At 63.6% G+C, this 17,330-nt stretch carries 12 protein-coding genes; 2 read left to right on the top strand and 10 right to left on the bottom strand.

The features are described 5' to 3' along the window. Positions 1–18: 18 nt before the first annotated feature. Together mfd and serB are read left to right on the top strand one after the other, a co-directional pair. On the top strand, positions 19–3,501 hold the full coding sequence (gene mfd / locus YH64_RS00330) for a transcription-repair coupling factor (RefSeq protein WP_185975316.1): 3,483 nt from the start codon (positions 19–21) through the stop codon (positions 3,499–3,501). Between the two features lie 24 nt (positions 3,502–3,525). Next, complete coding sequence (gene serB / locus YH64_RS00325; protein WP_046802549.1) at positions 3,526–4,383, top strand: phosphoserine phosphatase SerB; 858 nt, start codon at positions 3,526–3,528, stop codon at positions 4,381–4,383. A 112-nt stretch (positions 4,384–4,495) separates the two neighbouring features. Here serB and YH64_RS00320 read toward each other — a convergent pair whose 3' ends face one another. The 10 genes from YH64_RS00320 to nuoG all read right to left on the bottom strand — a co-directional run bounded on the left by YH64_RS00320 (position 4,496) and on the right by nuoG (position 17,319). Continuing rightward, a complete protein-coding gene (locus YH64_RS00320) occupies positions 4,496–6,772 on the bottom strand; it encodes a TonB-dependent siderophore receptor (protein ID WP_046802548.1) in 2,277 nt (758 codons plus the stop codon). Positions 6,773–7,033: 261 nt separating this feature from the next. Beyond that, a complete protein-coding gene (locus YH64_RS00315) occupies positions 7,034–7,363 on the bottom strand; it encodes a DUF2818 family protein (RefSeq protein ID WP_046802547.1) in 330 nt (109 codons plus the stop codon). Between the two features lie 13 nt (positions 7,364–7,376). Beyond that, positions 7,377–8,861 (bottom strand): NADH-quinone oxidoreductase subunit NuoN, encoded by a 1,485-nt coding sequence (nuoN, locus tag YH64_RS00310; RefSeq protein ID WP_046802546.1) that lies wholly within the window; start codon positions 8,859–8,861, stop codon positions 7,377–7,379. Positions 8,862–8,870: 9 nt separating this feature from the next. After that, positions 8,871–10,373: an NADH-quinone oxidoreductase subunit M gene (locus YH64_RS00305; RefSeq protein WP_046802545.1), complete on the bottom strand. Its 1,503-nt coding sequence runs from the start codon at positions 10,371–10,373 to the stop codon at positions 8,871–8,873. Then, complete coding sequence (gene nuoL / locus YH64_RS00300; RefSeq protein WP_046802544.1) at positions 10,370–12,412, bottom strand: NADH-quinone oxidoreductase subunit L; 2,043 nt, start codon at positions 12,410–12,412, stop codon at positions 10,370–10,372. The genes YH64_RS00305 and nuoL overlap by 4 nt, the downstream gene beginning before the upstream one ends. Before the next feature lie 17 nt (positions 12,413–12,429). After that, positions 12,430–12,738, bottom strand: a complete 309-nt coding sequence (nuoK, locus tag YH64_RS00295) for an NADH-quinone oxidoreductase subunit NuoK (protein ID WP_006217969.1) — start codon at positions 12,736–12,738, stop codon at positions 12,430–12,432. Continuing rightward, a complete protein-coding gene (locus YH64_RS00290; RefSeq protein ID WP_120154225.1) occupies positions 12,735–13,391 on the bottom strand; it encodes an NADH-quinone oxidoreductase subunit J in 657 nt (218 codons plus the stop codon). Before YH64_RS00290 ends, nuoK begins: the two co-directional genes overlap by 4 nt. Positions 13,392–13,408: 17 nt before the next feature. Then, on the bottom strand, positions 13,409–13,897 hold the full coding sequence (gene nuoI, locus YH64_RS00285) for an NADH-quinone oxidoreductase subunit NuoI (protein ID WP_006217967.1): 489 nt from the start codon (positions 13,895–13,897) through the stop codon (positions 13,409–13,411). Positions 13,898–13,918: 21 nt separating this feature from the next. Further along, complete coding sequence (nuoH, locus tag YH64_RS00280) at positions 13,919–14,992, bottom strand: NADH-quinone oxidoreductase subunit NuoH (RefSeq protein ID WP_046802542.1); 1,074 nt, start codon at positions 14,990–14,992, stop codon at positions 13,919–13,921. Beyond that, positions 14,992–17,319, bottom strand: a complete 2,328-nt coding sequence (gene nuoG / locus YH64_RS00275; RefSeq protein WP_046802541.1) for an NADH-quinone oxidoreductase subunit NuoG — start codon at positions 17,317–17,319, stop codon at positions 14,992–14,994. The genes nuoH and nuoG overlap by 1 nt, the downstream gene beginning before the upstream one ends. Positions 17,320–17,330: the final 11 nt, after the last annotated feature.

The raw sequence follows: 17,330 nt of genomic DNA, 5'->3' as shown, positions 1-17,330 counted from the left end.
TTTATAATCTTCCGCTTGATGCCTGCTTCCACCCTGATGCCCACCGCCACTTCCCCCGTCACCGCCGCGCCGCCCGTCCCCGCGACCGCCCCTACTTTGTCCGCGCTGAAACCCGGCGCGCGCTATGCGCAGCCCCGGCCGCCCGGCTCCGGCGACGCCTGGTTGCTGGCAGACCTGGCCCGGCAGGCACAGGCGCCGCTGGTCATCCTGACGGCCGAACCGGTAGAGGCCCAGCGGCTGGCCGAAGAAATCCAGCTGTTTGCCCCCGACCTGCGCGTGCGCCAGCTGCCCGACTGGGAAACCCTGCCCTACGACGCGTTTTCGCCCCACCAGGACTTGATTTCCCAGCGCTTGCATACCCTGCATTCGCTGATGATGAAAACGGTGGACGTGCTGACGGTGCCGATCACCACCGCGCTGTATCGGCTGGCGCCGCCCTCGTTCCTGGCGGCCTACACGTTTTCGTTCAAGCAGAAAGACAAGCTGAACGAAGCCGCCTTGCGCGCGCAACTGACGCTGGCCAACTACAACCACGTCACCCAGGTCACGGCGCCGGGCGAATTCTGCCTGCGCGGCGGGCTGATCGACCTGTTCCCGATGGGGTCGGTGGTGCCCTACCGGCTGGACCTGTTCGATGACGAAATCGAAACCATCCGCAGCTTCGACGTGGACACGCAGCGCAGCCTATACCCCGTGCGCGAAGTGCAGTTGCTGCCCGGGCGCGAATTCCCGATGGACGAAGATTCGCGGACCCGCTTTCGCGCGCGCTTCCGGGAAGTGTTCGAAGGCGACCCGTCGCGCGCCCTGCCCTACAAGGACATCGGCAACGGCATCCCGTTCGCTGGCGTCGAATACTACCTGCCGCTGTTCTTCGAAGAAACCGCCACGCTGTTCGACTACCTGACCACGGGCACGGTCACCGTCACCGTCGGCGATATCGATGACGCCATCCAGCGCTTCAACCAGGACACGTCCAGCCGCTACGGCTTCTTGAAGAGCGATCGCGAGCGCCCCGTCCTGCCGCCTTCGGCTCTGTTCCTGGATAGCGAAACGCTGTACACCCGCTTGAAGGAATTCCGCCGTCTGTCGTTGACCGCCGGCGACCCGCACCCGGACTTTCGCGCCGTGCCCGATGTGAGCGTGGCGCGCCGTTCCGACGACCCCATCGCCAAACTTCGTGCCCTGGTGCAAACGCGTCAGACCCGGGTGCTGCTGTGCGCCGACTCCGCCGGCCGGCGCGAAACGCTGGTGCAGATGCTGAACGAGTTCGGCGTTACGCCCGATGCGCAGCCCGACACCATCGAAGCGTTCCTGGCGTCCGACGCCAACTTCGGCATCGTGGCCGCGCCGCTGGCCACGGGCTTCGGCCTGCCCCAGGCGAATCTGGCCTTCCTGACCGAAAACGACCTGTACCCGGGCCACGCCGGCACGGGGCGCCGCGGCAAGCGCGACCAGGAACGGGCCAGCAACGTCGAAGCCATGGTGCGCGACCTGTCCGAACTGCGCGCCGGCGACCCCGTCGTCCACGCCCAGCACGGCATCGGCCGCTATCACGGGCTGGTCAACATGGACATGGGCGAAGGCGAGATGGAATTCCTGCATCTTGAATACGCCAACGGCAGCACACTGTACGTGCCCGTATCGCAGCTGCACGTGATCGCCCGCTACAGCGGCGCCGATCCCGATGCGGCGCCGCTGCACCAGCTGGGTTCGGGCCAGTGGGACAAGGCCCGCCGCAAGGCCGCCAAGCAGGTGCGCGACACGGCCGCCGAGCTGCTGGCGCTGTATGCGCAGCGCGCCGCGCGCGAGGGCTTTGCGTTCAACTTGCCGCTGAACGACTATCAGGCCTTCGCCGAAGGCTTCGGCTTTGAAGAAACCGTTGACCAGGCCGCCGCCATCGAAGCCGTGATTGCCGACATGACGTCGGGCCGCCCGATGGACCGGCTGGTGTGCGGCGACGTCGGTTTCGGCAAAACGGAAGTTGCCTTGCGCGCCGCCTTCCTGGCCGTGGCCAACGGCAAGCAGGTCGCCCTGCTCTGCCCGACCACGCTGCTGGCCGAACAGCACGCACAGACGTTTTCCGACCGCTTCGCCGATTGGCCGGTGCGCGTCGTCGAGCTGTCGCGTTTCCGTTCCGGCAAGGAAGTGGCGGCCGCCGTCGAAGGCATCAACGACGGCCGCGTCGACATCGTGATAGGCACGCACAAGATCCTGTCCAAGGACGTGAAGTTCAAACGCCTGGGCCTGGTCATCATCGACGAAGAGCACCGTTTTGGCGTCCGGCAGAAAGAAGCGCTGAAGGCGCTGCGAGCCGAAGTCGACGTGCTGACGCTGACGGCCACGCCGATTCCGCGCACGCTGGGCATGTCGCTGGAGGGCATCCGGGACTTCTCCGTGATCGCCACCGCGCCCCAGAAGCGCCTGGCCATCAAGACGTTCGTGCGCCGGGAAGACGGCAGCACGCTGCGCGAAGCGCTGCTGCGCGAGCTCAAGCGCGGCGGCCAGTGCTACTTCCTGCATAACGAAGTGGAAACCATCCACAACCGGCGCGCCCGGCTGGAAGAACTGGTGCCCGAAGCACGCATCGCGGTCGCGCACGGGCAGATGCCCGAGCGCGAGCTGGAACAGGTAATGAAGGGCTTCTACCAGCAGCGCTACAACGTGCTGCTGTGCACCACCATCATCGAAACGGGCATTGACGTGCCCAGCGCCAACACCATCGTCATCCACCGCGCCGACCGCTTCGGGCTGGCGCAGCTGCATCAGCTGCGTGGGCGCGTCGGGCGTTCGCACCACCAGGCCTACGCCTACCTGCTGACGCCGGGCGAAGACGCCATCACCACCAACGCAAAGAAGCGCCTGGAAGCGATTCAGGCCATGGAGGAACTGGGTTCCGGTTTCTACCTGGCCATGCACGACCTGGAAATCCGCGGCACCGGCGAAGTGCTGGGCGATTCGCAGTCGGGCAACATTCAGGAAGTGGGCTTCTCGATGTACAACGAGATGCTCAACGAAGCCGTGCGCGCGCTGCGCGTGGGCGAAGAGCCCGACCTGGACGCGCCGTTCAACCTGGCGTGCGAAGTCAACCTGCACGCCCCGGCCCTGCTGCCGTCCGACTATTGCGCCGACGTGCATGCGCGCCTGGGCATCTACAAGCGCCTGGCCCACGCGGCCGATGAAGACGACCTGATCCACATCCAGGAAGAACTGATCGACCGCTTCGGCAAGCTGCCCGAAGCCGCGCAAACGCTGCTGACGACGCATCGCCTGCGTCTGGCGGCGCAACCGCTGGGCATCATCAAGATCGACGCCAGCGAGACGCAGGCACTGATTCAGTTCGGCCCCAAGACCAGCGTTGACCCCGCGCGCATCATTGAACTGGTGCAGCGCCAACGCAACATCAAACTGGCAGGACAGGATAAATTGCGCGTTGAGATCAAAGCCGCGCAGATCCCCGCCCGCTCAGACGCCATCCGCGCCGTGCTGCGTGCCTTGAAGTAATTCCCCGGACCCTTCCTTTTTCTTATGACCACCCATCACTTAGTCGTCCAATCCCCCGCCCTGACCGTCGAACACGCGGAACAGCTGGCCGCGTTGGCCCAGGCCCAGGGCGTGGCGCGCATCAGCAACACCGCCGCCCGCCTGCTGGACGTGCAGCACGATGCGCTGACCCGCGCCGAAGTGGTGGCCTGGGCCGACCGCAACGGTGTCGACGCGGCGTTCCTGCCCGCCGGGCTGAAACTGTCGCAGTGCAAAGTGCTGGCGATGGACATGGACTCCACGCTGATCAACATCGAATGCATCGACGAGATCGCCGGTGTGGTGGGCGTCAAAGACAAGGTGTCGGAAATTACCGAAGCCGCCATGCGCGGCGAAATCAAGGACTTCGCGGAAAGCCTGCGCCGCCGCGTCGCGCTGCTCAAGGGCGTGCCGGCCGCAGCGCTGGAACAGGTCTATGTGGAAAAGCTGCGCCTGAACCCGGGCGCGGAACGCCTGGTTTCCACGGCGCAAGCCGCGGGCATCAAGGTCCTGCTGGTTTCGGGTGGCTTCACCTTCTTCACCGATCGCCTGCGCGAACGCTTGAACCTGGACAGCGCCCACGCCAACACGCTGGAAATCGACAACGGCGTGCTGACGGGCCACGTGCTGGGCGACATCCTGGACGCCCAGGCCAAGGCCGTCTACCTGCGCGAATTCGCGCGCACGCACGGCGCCACCAAAGACCAGATCATCGCCATTGGCGATGGCGCAAACGACCTGCTGATGCTAGGCGCCGCGGGCTTCCCGGTGGCCTATCACGCCAAGCCGGTCGTGCGCGAGCAGACGCGCTTTGCCTTGAACGTCACGGGGCTGGATGGGGTGTTGAACTGGTTTGAAAGCTGATCGGGTCAGAAGCCGATCGCGCCGTAGCGCCAGGCAGCAAAAAAATAGCCACCTTCCGAGGTGGCTATTTTTCATCCCAGCGTCTGATTTTGGCGTTTGATTTCGCCTCTGATCAGTAACGCATCTTCAGCGTCAGCAACGCCGCGCGCCCCGTACCCAGCGCCGCATAGTGCGCCGCGTAGGCCTTGGTGTAGTACGTTTCATCGAACAGGTTCAGCACGTTCAGCTGCGCCGAATAGTGTTCGTTGAATTCGTACGCTGCCATGGCGTCAAAGCGCCAGTACGACGGCACCCAGCGCGCCTTGGGCGTGCCGTCCGCGTTGCGGGTGACATCCGAATTGCCGTAGACCTTGTCCACGTAATAGGCGCCGCCGCCCACCGTCAGCTTGGGCAGCACCTTGTAGGTGGTCCACAGGCTGAAGGCGTTGCGCGGGGTGTTGGGCAGGTCCTGGCCGACGGCGCCGCTGTTGTAAGCGCCCTTGGTCATTTCGCTGTCCATGAAGGTATAGCCGCCGAACACGTTCCATCGGGGCGTGATGTTGCCCGAGAAGCCCAGTTCGATGCCGCGCACCTTGGCCTCGCCCACCTGCGCGACTTCGGTGGCCGACACGGCCACGCTGGTGTTCTTGCGGGTGTCGTGGAAAGCCGCTGCCGACAAGGTCAGCCGGTCGTCGAAGACCTGCCACTTGGTGCCCACTTCCACGGTGCGGCTCTTTTCGGGTTCAAGCGACGAATTGCTGATCGACGTGGCATCGCTGATCGCGCCGGCCGCAATGGCCGATGGCGTGGACGAGGTGCCGTAGGTGGCGTAGATGGTGCCGTTGGGCACGGGCTTGTACGCCAGGCCGACCTGATAGTTGAACAGGCTGTCGTCGCGGCTGGTGCTGTAGAAGTCCGGGGTGCCGGCCGGGTCGTTGCGGCCGGCGGCGATGTTGCTGCCGCTGGTGCGGTAGTTGTCCCAGCGCGCGCCCAGGCTGGCCTGCCACTGTTCGTTGAACTTGATGGTGTCGAAGCCGTACAGGGCCAGCGTGTCGGTGTTGTAGCGGGCGGGGTTGTTGTTGCGGTTCAGCTTGCCCGGATAGTCGGTCCCCGGGTCCGGGTCCCACAACGACGCGCACAACGCCGGGTTGGCGTAGGTGTTGCGGCCATTGGTGGTGGCGGTCACGCAGTTGCTGCCGCCGGCGGGCACGCCCGACTCGGTGTAGCCGTCTTTGTTCTGCTTGATGTTGCTGTATTCGAAGCCCAGGTCGAACGAATGCTTGAGGCTGCCCGTCTCGAATTCACCCGTCAGGTCGGTCTGGTTGGCGAAGCTCTTGGTGACGTAGTAACCCGACTTCAAGGCACGGTACACCAGCCCATTGGGCACATTGCCCTTGCTGTCGTCCGGGTTGGTGGCGGCGAAGTCCGTCGTGCCACGGCCATAGCGGGTCACGTTGCGCAGTTGCAGCTTGTCGGAAAAATCATGCTGGAAGTCCACGGTGGCCACGTCGTCGCGCGTCTTCATGAAGTCGCGCCCGGTCAGGCCGTAGAACGACTTGCGGCTGACGCCCATGGTCTCCGTCACCGGCTGCCCCGTCTTGGGGTCATACGGGATGGAGTAGTCCGGCATGCTGTCGTCTTGATAGTGGTAGTAGCTAAGCGTGATGCGCGTCGGCGTACCCACGCCCAGCATCAAGGACGGTGCCACGCCCCAGCGTTCGAAATCCACGGCATTGTCGCGGCCGGCCACATCGCCCTTGTTGCCCATCACGTTCAAGCGGAACGCGGCCTTATCGGCCAGGCGCCAGTTGCTGTCGATGGTGGCGCGATAGTTGTTGTCGGTGCCGATCTGCGCGGTGGCTTCAGTGAAGTCCGTCACCTTGGGCGCCTTGCTGACCATGTTGATGCTGCCGCCCGCGCCGCCCCGGCCCGAATACACCGAGTCCGGGCCCTTGATGACTTCCACCTGCTCCAGGTTGAAGGTGTCGCGCACCTGCGTGCTGCTGTCGCGGATGCCGTCCAGGAACAGGCTGCCCGCGGAATTCTGACCACGGATAATGGGCAAGTCGCCGCCCGGACGGCCGCCTTCGCCAGCGCCGAACGTGATGCCCGGCGAATTGCGCAGCACGTCTTGCAGCGTCGATGCGGCCTGGTCCTGGATCACCTGCTTGGGCACCACCTGCACGGTGCGCGGCGTGTCGAGCAGCGGCGCCGTCATTTTGGGCGACGGCACCGTGCTGGTCTGGTACGAAGACCCTTCGCCCTCCACCCGAACCGGCGAAAGCTGCGTCACCCCGGAATCCGCGGACTGCGCGGCGGCGTACGGGCTGATGAACAGGGCGGGCGCCGCAATGGCCGCGGCAAGCGAGGTAGCGAGCGTATTCAGCGAATACGAATCTTGGGGCTTCAAACCAGCTTCTCCAGAATGTGAATAGCAACGATTCTTGTTTTTTTACAGGTTGCGATTTTGATCCTGGCGGCTGAATGACACCTGAATGAAAGCTGAGTGGCGCGCGAAAAGATGAAAAAACAACAGTGACGGCACATAGGGGGACACGGTCGCCGCCGGCCGCCATAGCCTCTCCAAGCCGCGAGGCCCGAAGGGTGAAGAGTTTCAAGCACCCAAAAGAAAAACGCCCCGTAGGGCGTTTTCAAGGCACTGGCGGGGCTTTTACACCCGCAAGCGAGGGTGACGCTTGAACAAATAGCGGTACACAAAGCCTGGATAGGCCAGCACCAGATACAGGCTAAGGGTAATCGCGTAGAACTCCCACGTCTGGGCAAACCGATTGCCCAGCGTGGACTCGAAGGCGAAACCCAAGGCGCCAACCAGCGCGTAGAACACCAGCACTTCAACCAGACGCATCCAGAACGGCTTGACCGTCACCGCCCCGCCCTGCTTGAAGGGCAAGACGGCGAACACGCGTTCGGTCAGGAACGGCAGGTTGGCGCTGACCAAAGCCAGCGCGATCAACAGCCATACCGCCAGCGTCTGGTTCATGGCCGGGTTCCGCTTACAGGCTCAGCGACGAACGAATCGCCTGCACGCACAGCGCCATCAGACCGCCGGGCAGCAGGCCCAGCAGCAGCATCATGGCGCCGTTGATGGACAGCAGACCGCGCTGGCCAACCGTGGCGACGATCGGGGCAACATCAGCCACCGGCTCGTCGAAGTACACGACCTTGACGACACGCAGGTAGTAGAACGCACCGATCAGCGAGAACAGCACGGCCACCACGGCCAGCGTCACGTGGCCGGCGCTGATCAGCGCTTGCAACACGGCCAGCTTGGCGTAGAAGCCCACCAGCGGCGGAATGCCGGCCAGCGAGAACATCAGCAGCAGCACGATGAAAGCGTGCCACGGGCTGCGGCGGTTCAGGCCCTTCAGGTCGTCGATGTGCTCGCACTCGAAACCCTGGCGCGACAGCAACAGCACGATGCCGAAGCTGGCCAGCGTGGTCAGCACGTAGGTCAGCATGTAGAACAGCGACGCGCCATAGGCGGCGGACGACAGTTCCGGCTTGCCCGCGACCGATCCCGACATCAGGCCCAGGAGCACGAAGCCCATGTGCGAAATGGTCGAGTAAGCCAGCATGCGCTTGAAGTTGGTCTGCACAATGGCGGTAAGGTTACCGATAGCCAGCGACAGCACCGCCAGGATCATCAGCATCGGCTGCCAGTCGGCGGCCAGGCCATGCAGGCCATCCACCAGCAGGCGCAGCGTGATGGCGAAGGCGGCCAGCTTGGGCGCACCGCCCAGGATCAGCGTGACGGCGGTCGGCGAACCTTGGTAGACGTCCGGCACCCACATGTGGAACGGCACGGCGCCCAGCTTGAACGCCAGGCCCGACACCAGGAACACGATGCCGAACACCAGCGCCATCTTCTCGGCCTTGCCGGCGGCGATGACCTTGGACACTTCGGCCAGGTCCAGGTGACCCGTGGCGCCGTAGACCATCGACATGCCGTACAGCAGGAAGCCCGATGCCAGCGCGCCCAGCACGAAGTACTTCATGGCGGCTTCGGTGGCTACGACGTCATCGCGGCGCAGCGCGATCAACGCGTACAGCGCCAGCGACATCAGTTCCAGGCCCAGGTAGATGGAAATCAGGTTCCCGGAGGAAATCATGACCATCTGACCCAGCAGCGCGAACAACGTCAGGACGTAGAGCTCGCCGCCCTTGAGCATGTCACGCACTTGCGCATAGACGCGGCCGTACACCAGCGTGGCGCCCACGGCGATGTAGGACGCGATCTTCAGCAGGTGTGACAGTTCGTCGGTGACGTACAGGCCATTGAAGGTTGCGCCCGCAACGCCGTTCTTCCATTGCACGGCCGACACAACGGTCAGCACGCCCAATACCAGCATGGTCAGCAGGAACGTCGGCTTGCGCTCGGGGTGATTGCTGACCGCGTCGACGAGCAGGATAGCCAGGCCGGAAACCAGCAGAAGGATTTCCGGCGCCGCCAGGGCGAAATCGATTTGGGATTGCATCATTGTCTTGTCTTACAGTTTCGAGACGGCAACGTGTTGCAGCAGGGCCTCGACCGACACGTGCATGACGTCGGTAAAGGGCTTGGGATAGATCCCCATGTACAACACGGCGATCGCCATCACGCCAAGAATCACAAATTCGCGGCGGTTGATATCGGTCAGCTCGCGGACGTGGTCGTTGGCGATGTCGCCCAGGACCACACGCTTGACCATCCACAGCGAATACGAAGCACCCAGGATCAGGGCGGTAGCCGCCAACAGGCCGATCCAGAAGTTGTGTTCGACGGCGCCCATGATCACCATGAACTCGCCGACGAAACCGCTGGTGGCCGGCAGGCCGCTATTGGCCATCGAGAACAGGATGAAGAACGTCGCGAAGCGCGGCATCACGTTGACCACGCCGCCGTAATCGGCGATGCGGCGCGAGTGCATGCGGTCATAGAGCACGCCGATACACATGAACATGGCGCCCGACACGAAGCCGTGGGAGATCATCTGCACGATGGCGCCTTCGACGCCGGCCGTGTTGAAGATGAAGAAGCCCAGCGTCACGAAACCCATGTGGGCCACGGACGAATAAGCCACCAGCTTTTTCATGTCTTCCTGGATGATCGCGACCAGGCCGATGTAGATCACCGCGATGAGCGACAGCGTGATCATCAGGCCCGCCAGGCTGTGCGAGGCGTCGGGCGTGATCGGCAGCGAGAAGCGCAGGAAGCCATAGGCACCCAGCTTCAGCATGATCGCGGCCAGCACGATGGAGCCGCCCGTGGGCGCTTCCACGTGAGCATCCGGCAACCACGTGTGCACGGGCCACATCGGCACCTTCACCGCGAACGCCGCCAGCAGCGCCACGAAGATCAGGATCTGCGGGGTCTGGCCAAGCTTGACCTGGTGCCAGGTCAGGATGTCGAACGAACCGCCCGATGCGTGCCACAGGTAGATGAACGCGATCAGGGTCAGCAGCGAACCCATCAGCGTGTACAGGAAAAACTTGAATGCCGCATACACGCGGTTCGGTCCGCCCCAGACGCCGATGATGATGTACATCGGAATCAGCGTGGCTTCGAAGAACACGTAGAACAGCATGCCGTCCAGCGCGGCGAACACGCCCACCATCAGACCCGACAGGATCAGGAAGGCGGCCATGTACTGCGACACGCGACTGGTGATGACTTCCCAGCCGGCCAGCACCACGATGATGGTGATGAACGCGGTCAGGAGGACGAACCACAGCGAAATGCCGTCGATGCCCAGGTGGTAATTGACGTTGAAGGCTTCGATCCACGAGGCCTTTTCCACGAACTGCATGGCGGCCGTGGTGTTGTCAAAACCGGTGTAGAGCGGAATCGTGACGAGGAAGCCGGCAAAGGCGCCGACCAGCGACAGGCCGCGCGTCAGACCGGGACGGTCGTCACGGCCCACCGCCAGCACCAGCAGGCCGAATACGATCGGGACAAAGATCGCAAGCGTGAGCCAGGGGAAAGTGTTGGATGCCATCTCGCTTGCCATCATTGGGGAATCAGCACAAAGAAAGTCACCAGCGCCATGATGCCGATGATCATCGCGAACGCGTAGTGATAGATGAAGCCGGATTGCAGGTGGCGGCTGACCGCAGCCACCCAACCCACGACGCGGGCGCTACCGTTGACCAGCAGGCCATCGATGATGCCGCGGTCGCCGGTATTCCACAGGCCACGGCCCAGGGCGCGCAGGCCGCGAGCGATGATCTGCTCGTTGACCCAATCCACGTAGTACTTGTTCTCAAGCACCTTGTTGACGCCGGACAGGCTGGACTTGATCGCGGCCGGAACCTTGGGATTGATCAGGTAGCAGTACCAGGCAATGACGAAACCGGCAACGACCAGCCAGAACGGCAGCGTCTGGAAGGCATGCAGGCCATAGGCGACCCAGCCGTGCCATTCTTCTTGCAACTCGTGCATGGCCGGATGCTGCGGCAGCACCGTGATCACGCCGTTGAAGAACTTGCCGAACAGCATTGGGTCAACCGCCCAGGCGCCAACCAGCACCGACGGAATCGCCAGCAGGATCAGCGGCAGCGTCACCACCCAGGGCGACTCATGCGGCTTGCCGCCATGATGGCCGTGACCGTGGTCGTCGTGACCGTGGTCGTCATGCCCATGCGCGTCGTGGCCATGGCCGTGACCGTGGTCGGTGGTGTCAAAGCGTTCCTTGCCGTGGAAGACCAGGAAGTACACGCGGAACGAGTAAAGCGAGGTCACGAACACACCGATCAGCACGGCGTAGTACGCGAAGCTTGCGCCCCAGACGTTGGCGTGGCCAGCGGCTTCGATGATGTTCTCCTTCGAGTAGAAACCCGAGAAGAACGGCGTGCCGACCAGGGCCAGCGTGCCAAGCAGGAACGTGATCCAGGTGATGGGCATGTACTTGCGCAGGCCGCCCATGTTGCGGATGTCCTGGTCGTGGTGCATGCCGATGATGACCGAACCGGCGCCCAGGAACAGCAGTGCCTTGAAGAACGCGTGCGTCATCAGGTGGAAAATGGCCACCGAGTAGGCCGAGGCGCCCAGCGCGACGGTCATGTAGCCCAGCTGCGACAGCGTGGAATACGCGACAACGCGCTTGATGTCCGTCTGGATGATGCCCAGGATGCCCAGGAACAGCGCGCCGATGGCGCCGATCACGATGATGAACGACAGCGCCACGTCCGACAGTTCGAACAGGGGCGAGAAGCGCGCCACCATGAAGATACCGGCCGTCACCATGGTGGCGGCGTGGATCAGCGCGGAGATCGGGGTCGGGCCTTCCATCGAGTCAGGCAGCCAGGCGTGCAGCGGAACCTGGGCCGATTTGCCCATGGCGCCGATGAACAGGCAGATACACGCGACCGTCAGCAGCATCCAGTCGGAACCCGGCAGGGTCATCGTGGCCAGCTTGTCGGCTTGGGCGAAGACGTCGCCGTAGTGCATCGTGCCGGCGTACGCGAACAACAGGCCGATACCCAGCACGAAGCCGAAGTCGCCGACGCGGTTGATCAGAAATGCCTTCATGTTGGCGAAGATAGCCGTCGGGCGGGTGTACCAGAAACCGATCAGCAGGTACGACACCAGGCCCACCGCTTCCCAGCCGAAGAACAGCTGCACCATGTTGTTCGACATCACCAGCATCAGCATGGAGAACGTGAACAGCGAGATGTACGAGAAGAAGCGCTGGTAGCCGGGGTCATCGGCCATGTAGCCGATGGTGTAGATGTGCACCATCAGCGATACGGACGTGACCACGACCATCATCATGGCCGACAGCGGATCGATCAGGAAGCCGATTTCCAGCTTGGTCTGGCCGATCAGGCTCCAGGTGTAGACCGCGCCGTCAAAGCGCAGGCCGTTGAGCACGTCGCCCAACACCACCACCGAACCGATGGCGGAGATAAGTACGCCAAGAATGGTGATGACGTGGGACGCGCGGCGGCCGATGGGACGGCCCAGGAAGCCGGTGCCGAAAAGGCCCGCGAGAATTGCTCCGGCCAGCGGTGCCAGCGCGATGAGCAAGTAGAGATTGGGTGAGCTAGACATTTTCTTCCAATACCCCGTCAGCCCTTCAGGCGATCGAGTTCGTCAACGTTGATCGTGTTCAGGTTGCGGAACAGCAGCACCAAAATGGCCAGGCCGATCGCCGCTTCAGCGGCGGCCACGGTCAGGATGAAGAACACGAACACCTGGCCGGCGGTATCGCCGAACCAGCTGGAGAACGCCACGAAGTTCATGTTGACGGCCAGGAGCACGAGCTCGATGGACATCAAGAGAATGATCAGGTTGCGGCGGTTCAGGAAGATGCCGAAGATCCCGATGGCGAACAGGATCGCCCCAAGGATCAGATAGTGAGCCAGCGTCAGCGTCATTGTTTTTCTCCTTCGGGCGCAGCGGCGGCGGCGGACGTTCCGTCACGCTTGGCCTGGGCACGCTCGCTTTGGGCGGGCATGTTGACCATGCGGAAGCGGTCCTTCGAACGGACGCGCACGGCGGCTACCGGGTCGTTGTACTTCACGTCGCGGCGGCGGCGCAGGGTCAGCGCAATCGCGGCGACCATACCCACCAGCAGCAGCGCGGCGCCCACTTCAATGGCGTAGACGTACTGCGTGTACATGACTTCGCCAAGCGCGCGAGCGTTGTTGTAGTCGCCGGCAACCGGGGCTTGCGGACCCGAACCATACCAGGTGGAACCCAGCACGAACGACATTTCCAGCACCAGCACCAGACCGATCACCAGGCCCAGCGGCAGGTAGGTCTTCATGCCCTGGCGCATGGTGTCCATGCGGATGTCCAGCATCATCACGACGAACAGGAAGAGCACCATCACGGCGCCCACGTACACCAGGACCAGCAGCAACGCCAGGAACTCGGCGCCCAGCAGCATCCACAGCATGGCTGCGTTGGAGAATGCCAGGATCAGGTGAAGTACGGCGGTGACCGGGCTGCGCGCGGTGATCACGCGGAACGCCGCGATCACCAGCACGGCGGCCAGTATGTAGAAAAGGACAGTGGTAAAAGTCATGGATCAGACCCTGGGCTTCAACGGTAAGGAGCGTCGTCGGCCCGGCGGCGGGCGATGTCGGCTTCGTAGCGGTCGCCCACGGCGAGCAGCATGTCTTTGGTGAAATACAGGTCGCCGCGCTTTTCACCGTGGTATTCGTGGATATGGGTTTCCACGATCGAGTCCACGGGGCAGCTTTCCTCACAGAAGCCGCAGAAAATGCACTTGGTCAGATCGATGTCGTAACGCGTGGTGCGGCGGGTGCCGTCCTCGCGCTGGTCCGATTCGATGGTGATCGCCAAGGCCGGGCACACGGCTTCACACAGCTTGCACGCAATGCAGCGCTCTTCCCCGTTGGGGTAGCGGCGCAACGCGTGCAGGCCGCGGAATCGCGCCGACGTCGGCGTTTTTTCCTGCGGGTAACGCAAGGTGACCTTGCGCTTGAAAAAGTACTTGCCCGTCAGGCGCATGCCCTTGAGCAACTCGGTCAGCATCAGGCTGCCGAAGAAATCTTTGATCGCTTCCATATCCTGCCTCTGCCTGGCGGCTTAGCGCCAAATGTTCCAGGGCGTCTGCATCCAGATCGCCACCACGACCAGCCAAACGCCGGTCAGCGGGATGAAGATTTTCCAACCCAAACGCATGATCTGGTCATAGCGGTAGCGCGGGAACGAAGCGCGGAACCACACAAACAACGAGACCACAACGAACGTCTTCAGACCGAGCCAGATCCAACCCGGAATCCAGGTCAGCGGCGCGATGTCGATCGGGGAAGCCCAGCCGCCCAGGAACATGATCGACGCCATGCAGGACAGCAGGATCATGTTGGCGTATTCACCCAGGAAGAACAGGGCGAAAGCCATACCCGAGTACTCGACCATGTGGCCGGCCACGATTTCCGATTCGCCTTCGACGACGTCGAACGGGTGACGGTTGGTTTCAGCCACGATCGCCACGACGTAGATCACGAACAGCGGCAACAGCGGCAACCAGTTCCAGGACATGAACGTCAGGCCCTTGTCGGCAAACCAGCCGCGGTTCTGAACGTTGACGATCTCGGACATGTTCAGGCTGCCCGACACCAGCAGCACCGTGACAAGCACGAAGCCGATGGCCAGTTCGTAGGACAGCATCTGTGCCGAAGCGCGCAGCGCGCCCAGGAACGCGTACTTGGAGTTCGACGCCCAGCCCGCCACGATCACGCCATACACGCCGATCGACGTAATAGCCATGATGTACAGCAGGCCGGCGTTGACGTTGGCCAGCACGACATCAGGACCAAAAGGAATCACGGCCCAGGCAGCCAGCGCGGGCATCAGCGTGACCACGGGGGCCACGACGAACAGCACCTTGTTGGCTTCGCTGGGAACGATGACTTCCTTGGTCAGCAGCTTGAACACGTCGGCAAACGGCTGCAACAGCCCCCTGAACCCGACACGGTTCGGACCCACGCGCACATGCATGGCGCCAATCATCTTGCGTTCCCAGTACGTCAGGTACGCAACGCACAGAATGATCGGCACGGCGATGATCACAATCTTGATGAGGGTCCAGAGGACCATCCAAACCGTCGGGCCCAGCAATTGCTGCCCGTGGCTCTCAAGAACATTAAGCCATTCCATCAGGCACGCTCCACGCTGAGTTGACCGAATGCGCCACCCAGGGCTGCGGTGTTTTCAAAGGCCGCGGAGATGCGCACGGCGCGGTCGGCCACGGCATCGTCCTGCACGGTTTCGAGTTCGACGGCGCCTTCGGCACCGGCCACACGCACTTTGACTCCGGCCGTCAGCCCGAGGCTGGCGAGCGTACGGCCGTTCATGGCGGCGGCGGGCTTGCGGGATGCGGGGGCCGCTTGCAGCGGTTCCGAGCGACGGACCATGGCGTCGGTGCGGTAGATCGGCACATCGGCCACGCGTTCCAGGCCGGTCAGCGGTTGGCCCAGGCCCAGCGGCGCCTTGACGTCGTTGGACAAACGGCCTTCGATGCCGCCGGCCAGCGCGGCATCGCGCACCGATTCCGACGTTTCATCGTCAAAGCCGGCCAGATGCAGCACGTTGCCCAGCACGCGCAGGACCTTCCAGCCCGGACGCGTCTGGCCCATCGGTGCAACCGTGCCCTTGAAGCTTTGGGCCAGGCCTTGCGCGTTGACGAAGGTGCCCGACGTTTCGGTGAACGGCGACACCGGCAACATGACGTCGGCCCATTCGGCGGCTGCCGAACGGTACGGCGTCAAGGCCACGGCGAACTGCGCGCCGCGCAGCGCGGCGATGGCTTGCTGGCCGTTATCGGCGTCCAGCAGCGGTTCGGCGTGCAACACGATGTAGGCCTTGAGCGGCTCGGCCAGCATGGCAGCGGCGGTCTTGCCGCCCTTGCCCGGAACAGCGCCGGCCAGGTAACCGCCGACGGTGTTGCCGCCAGAGGTCAGGAAGCCGAACTTGCCACCGGCCAGGTTCGCCACGGCGCGGCCGTTGGCGGCCAGCGTCGTCGCTTGCGCACTGGCCACGGCCATGTTGCCCAGCAGCACGGCGGTGTTGGCGCCGGAAGCCAGGCTGGCGGCGATGAGCTTGGCGTTTTCGCCCGGGGTGACCGAGGCGAATTCGGCCGGCACGGCTTGTTCCTTGGCTTGCGCCAGGGCAACGGCCACTTCGGCCAGCGCGCGCGGCAGCTCGGACGGCGCCACGGTGATGCGGGCGGCGACGGGCAGCAGGGGATCGTCAGCGGCGCTGTCGACCATCAGGATCTGCGTGCCGCGCTTGGCGGCCTGGCGCAGGCGTTGCGCCATCAGCGGGTGGTCCTTGCGCAGGAACGAGCCGACGACCAGGACGCGGTCCAGATTGTCGAGTTCAGCGATGGGCATGCCCAGCCACGGCGCACCGGTCAACGCGGCGTCAAAGGCCGGGTCGGTCTGGCGCAGGCGGAAGTCGATGTTCTCGGAACCCAGCGCGCGGACCAGGCGGCCCAGCAACGCATATTCTTCCGTGGTGGCGTATTCGGAAGCCAAGGCTCCGATCTGGCCGGCGCCGAAGCTGTCGCGAACGCGCGACAGGCCTTGCGCCACGGCTTGCAGCGCGTCGGCCCACGAGGCTTCCTGCCACTTGCCGTCGGTGCCCTTGATCATCGGGGCGGTCAGGCGGTCGTCGCTGTTCAGGCCTTCGTACGAGAAGCGGTCGCGGTCGCTGATCCAGCATTCGTTGACGGCGTCGTCTTCGAAAGGAACCACGCGCATGACGCGGTCGCCCTTGACCTGAACCACCAGGTTGGCGCCCAGGCTGTCGTGCGGGCTGACCGAACGGCGGCGGGCCAATTCCCAGGTACGCGCGCTGTAGCGGAAAGGCTTGGAGGTCAGCGCGCCCACCGGACAGATGTCGATCATGTTGCCCGAGAGCTCGGACTCGATCGAGCGGCCGACGAACGTCGTGATCTCGGAGTGTTCGCCACGGCCCAGCATGCCCAATTCCATGACGCCGGCAATTTCCTGGCCGAAGCGCACGCAGCGGGTGCAGTGGATGCAGCGGGTCATTTCCTCGGCGGAAACCAGCGGACCCAGGTCCTTGTGGAACACGACGCGCTTTTCCTCTTGGTACCGCGAGGAAGAGCCACCGTAGCCCACGGCCAGATCCTGCAACTGGCATTCGCCGCCCTGATCGCAGATCGGGCAGTCGAGGGGGTGATTGATGAGCAAGAATTCCATCACCGACTTCTGAGCGGCGCGAGCCTTTTCAGAGCAGGTGTGGACGACCATGCCGTTGGTCACGGGCGTGGCGCAGGCGGGCAGCGCCTTGGGCGCTTTTTCCACTTCAACCAGGCACATCCGGCAGTTGGCCGCGATGGACAGTTTCTTGTGGTAGCAGAAATGCGGCACGTAAAGCCCGACTTTCTGAGCGGCATGCATGACCATGCTGCCTTCGGGCACTTCGACCTGATTGCCGTCGACGGTTAGTTCAACCATTGCTGTTCCTG

This window comes from Achromobacter sp. LC458 (assembly GCF_001005835.2).
Classification (GTDB): domain Bacteria; phylum Pseudomonadota; class Gammaproteobacteria; order Burkholderiales; family Burkholderiaceae_B; genus Achromobacter; species Achromobacter spanius_B.
The sequence above is the reverse complement of the archived record's forward strand: the minus strand, read 5'-3'. Positions and strand labels throughout refer to the sequence as shown.

Excerpts from the sequence above, each read along its gene's own strand:
- nuoG (WP_046802541.1), bottom strand. The coding sequence starts at position 17,319 with ATGGTTGAACTAACCGTCGACGGCAATCAGGTCGAAGTGCCCGAAGGC.
- serB (WP_046802549.1), top strand. The coding sequence starts at position 3,526 with ATGACCACCCATCACTTAGTCGTCCAATCCCCCGCCCTGACCGTCGAA.
- YH64_RS00290 (WP_120154225.1), bottom strand. The coding sequence starts at position 13,391 with ATGACTTTTACCACTGTCCTTTTCTACATACTGGCCGCCGTGCTGGTG.
- nuoN (WP_046802546.1), bottom strand. The coding sequence starts at position 8,861 with ATGATGCAATCCCAAATCGATTTCGCCCTGGCGGCGCCGGAAATCCTT.
- mfd (WP_185975316.1), top strand. The coding sequence starts at position 19 with ATGCCTGCTTCCACCCTGATGCCCACCGCCACTTCCCCCGTCACCGCC.
- nuoK (WP_006217969.1), bottom strand. The coding sequence starts at position 12,738 with ATGACGCTGACGCTGGCTCACTATCTGATCCTTGGGGCGATCCTGTTC.
- YH64_RS00305 (WP_046802545.1), bottom strand. The coding sequence starts at position 10,373 with ATGATGGCAAGCGAGATGGCATCCAACACTTTCCCCTGGCTCACGCTT.
- YH64_RS00315 (WP_046802547.1), bottom strand. The coding sequence starts at position 7,363 with ATGAACCAGACGCTGGCGGTATGGCTGTTGATCGCGCTGGCTTTGGTC.
- nuoL (WP_046802544.1), bottom strand. The coding sequence starts at position 12,412 with ATGTCTAGCTCACCCAATCTCTACTTGCTCATCGCGCTGGCACCGCTG.
- nuoH (WP_046802542.1), bottom strand. The coding sequence starts at position 14,992 with ATGGAATGGCTTAATGTTCTTGAGAGCCACGGGCAGCAATTGCTGGGC.
- nuoI (WP_006217967.1), bottom strand. The coding sequence starts at position 13,897 with ATGGAAGCGATCAAAGATTTCTTCGGCAGCCTGATGCTGACCGAGTTG.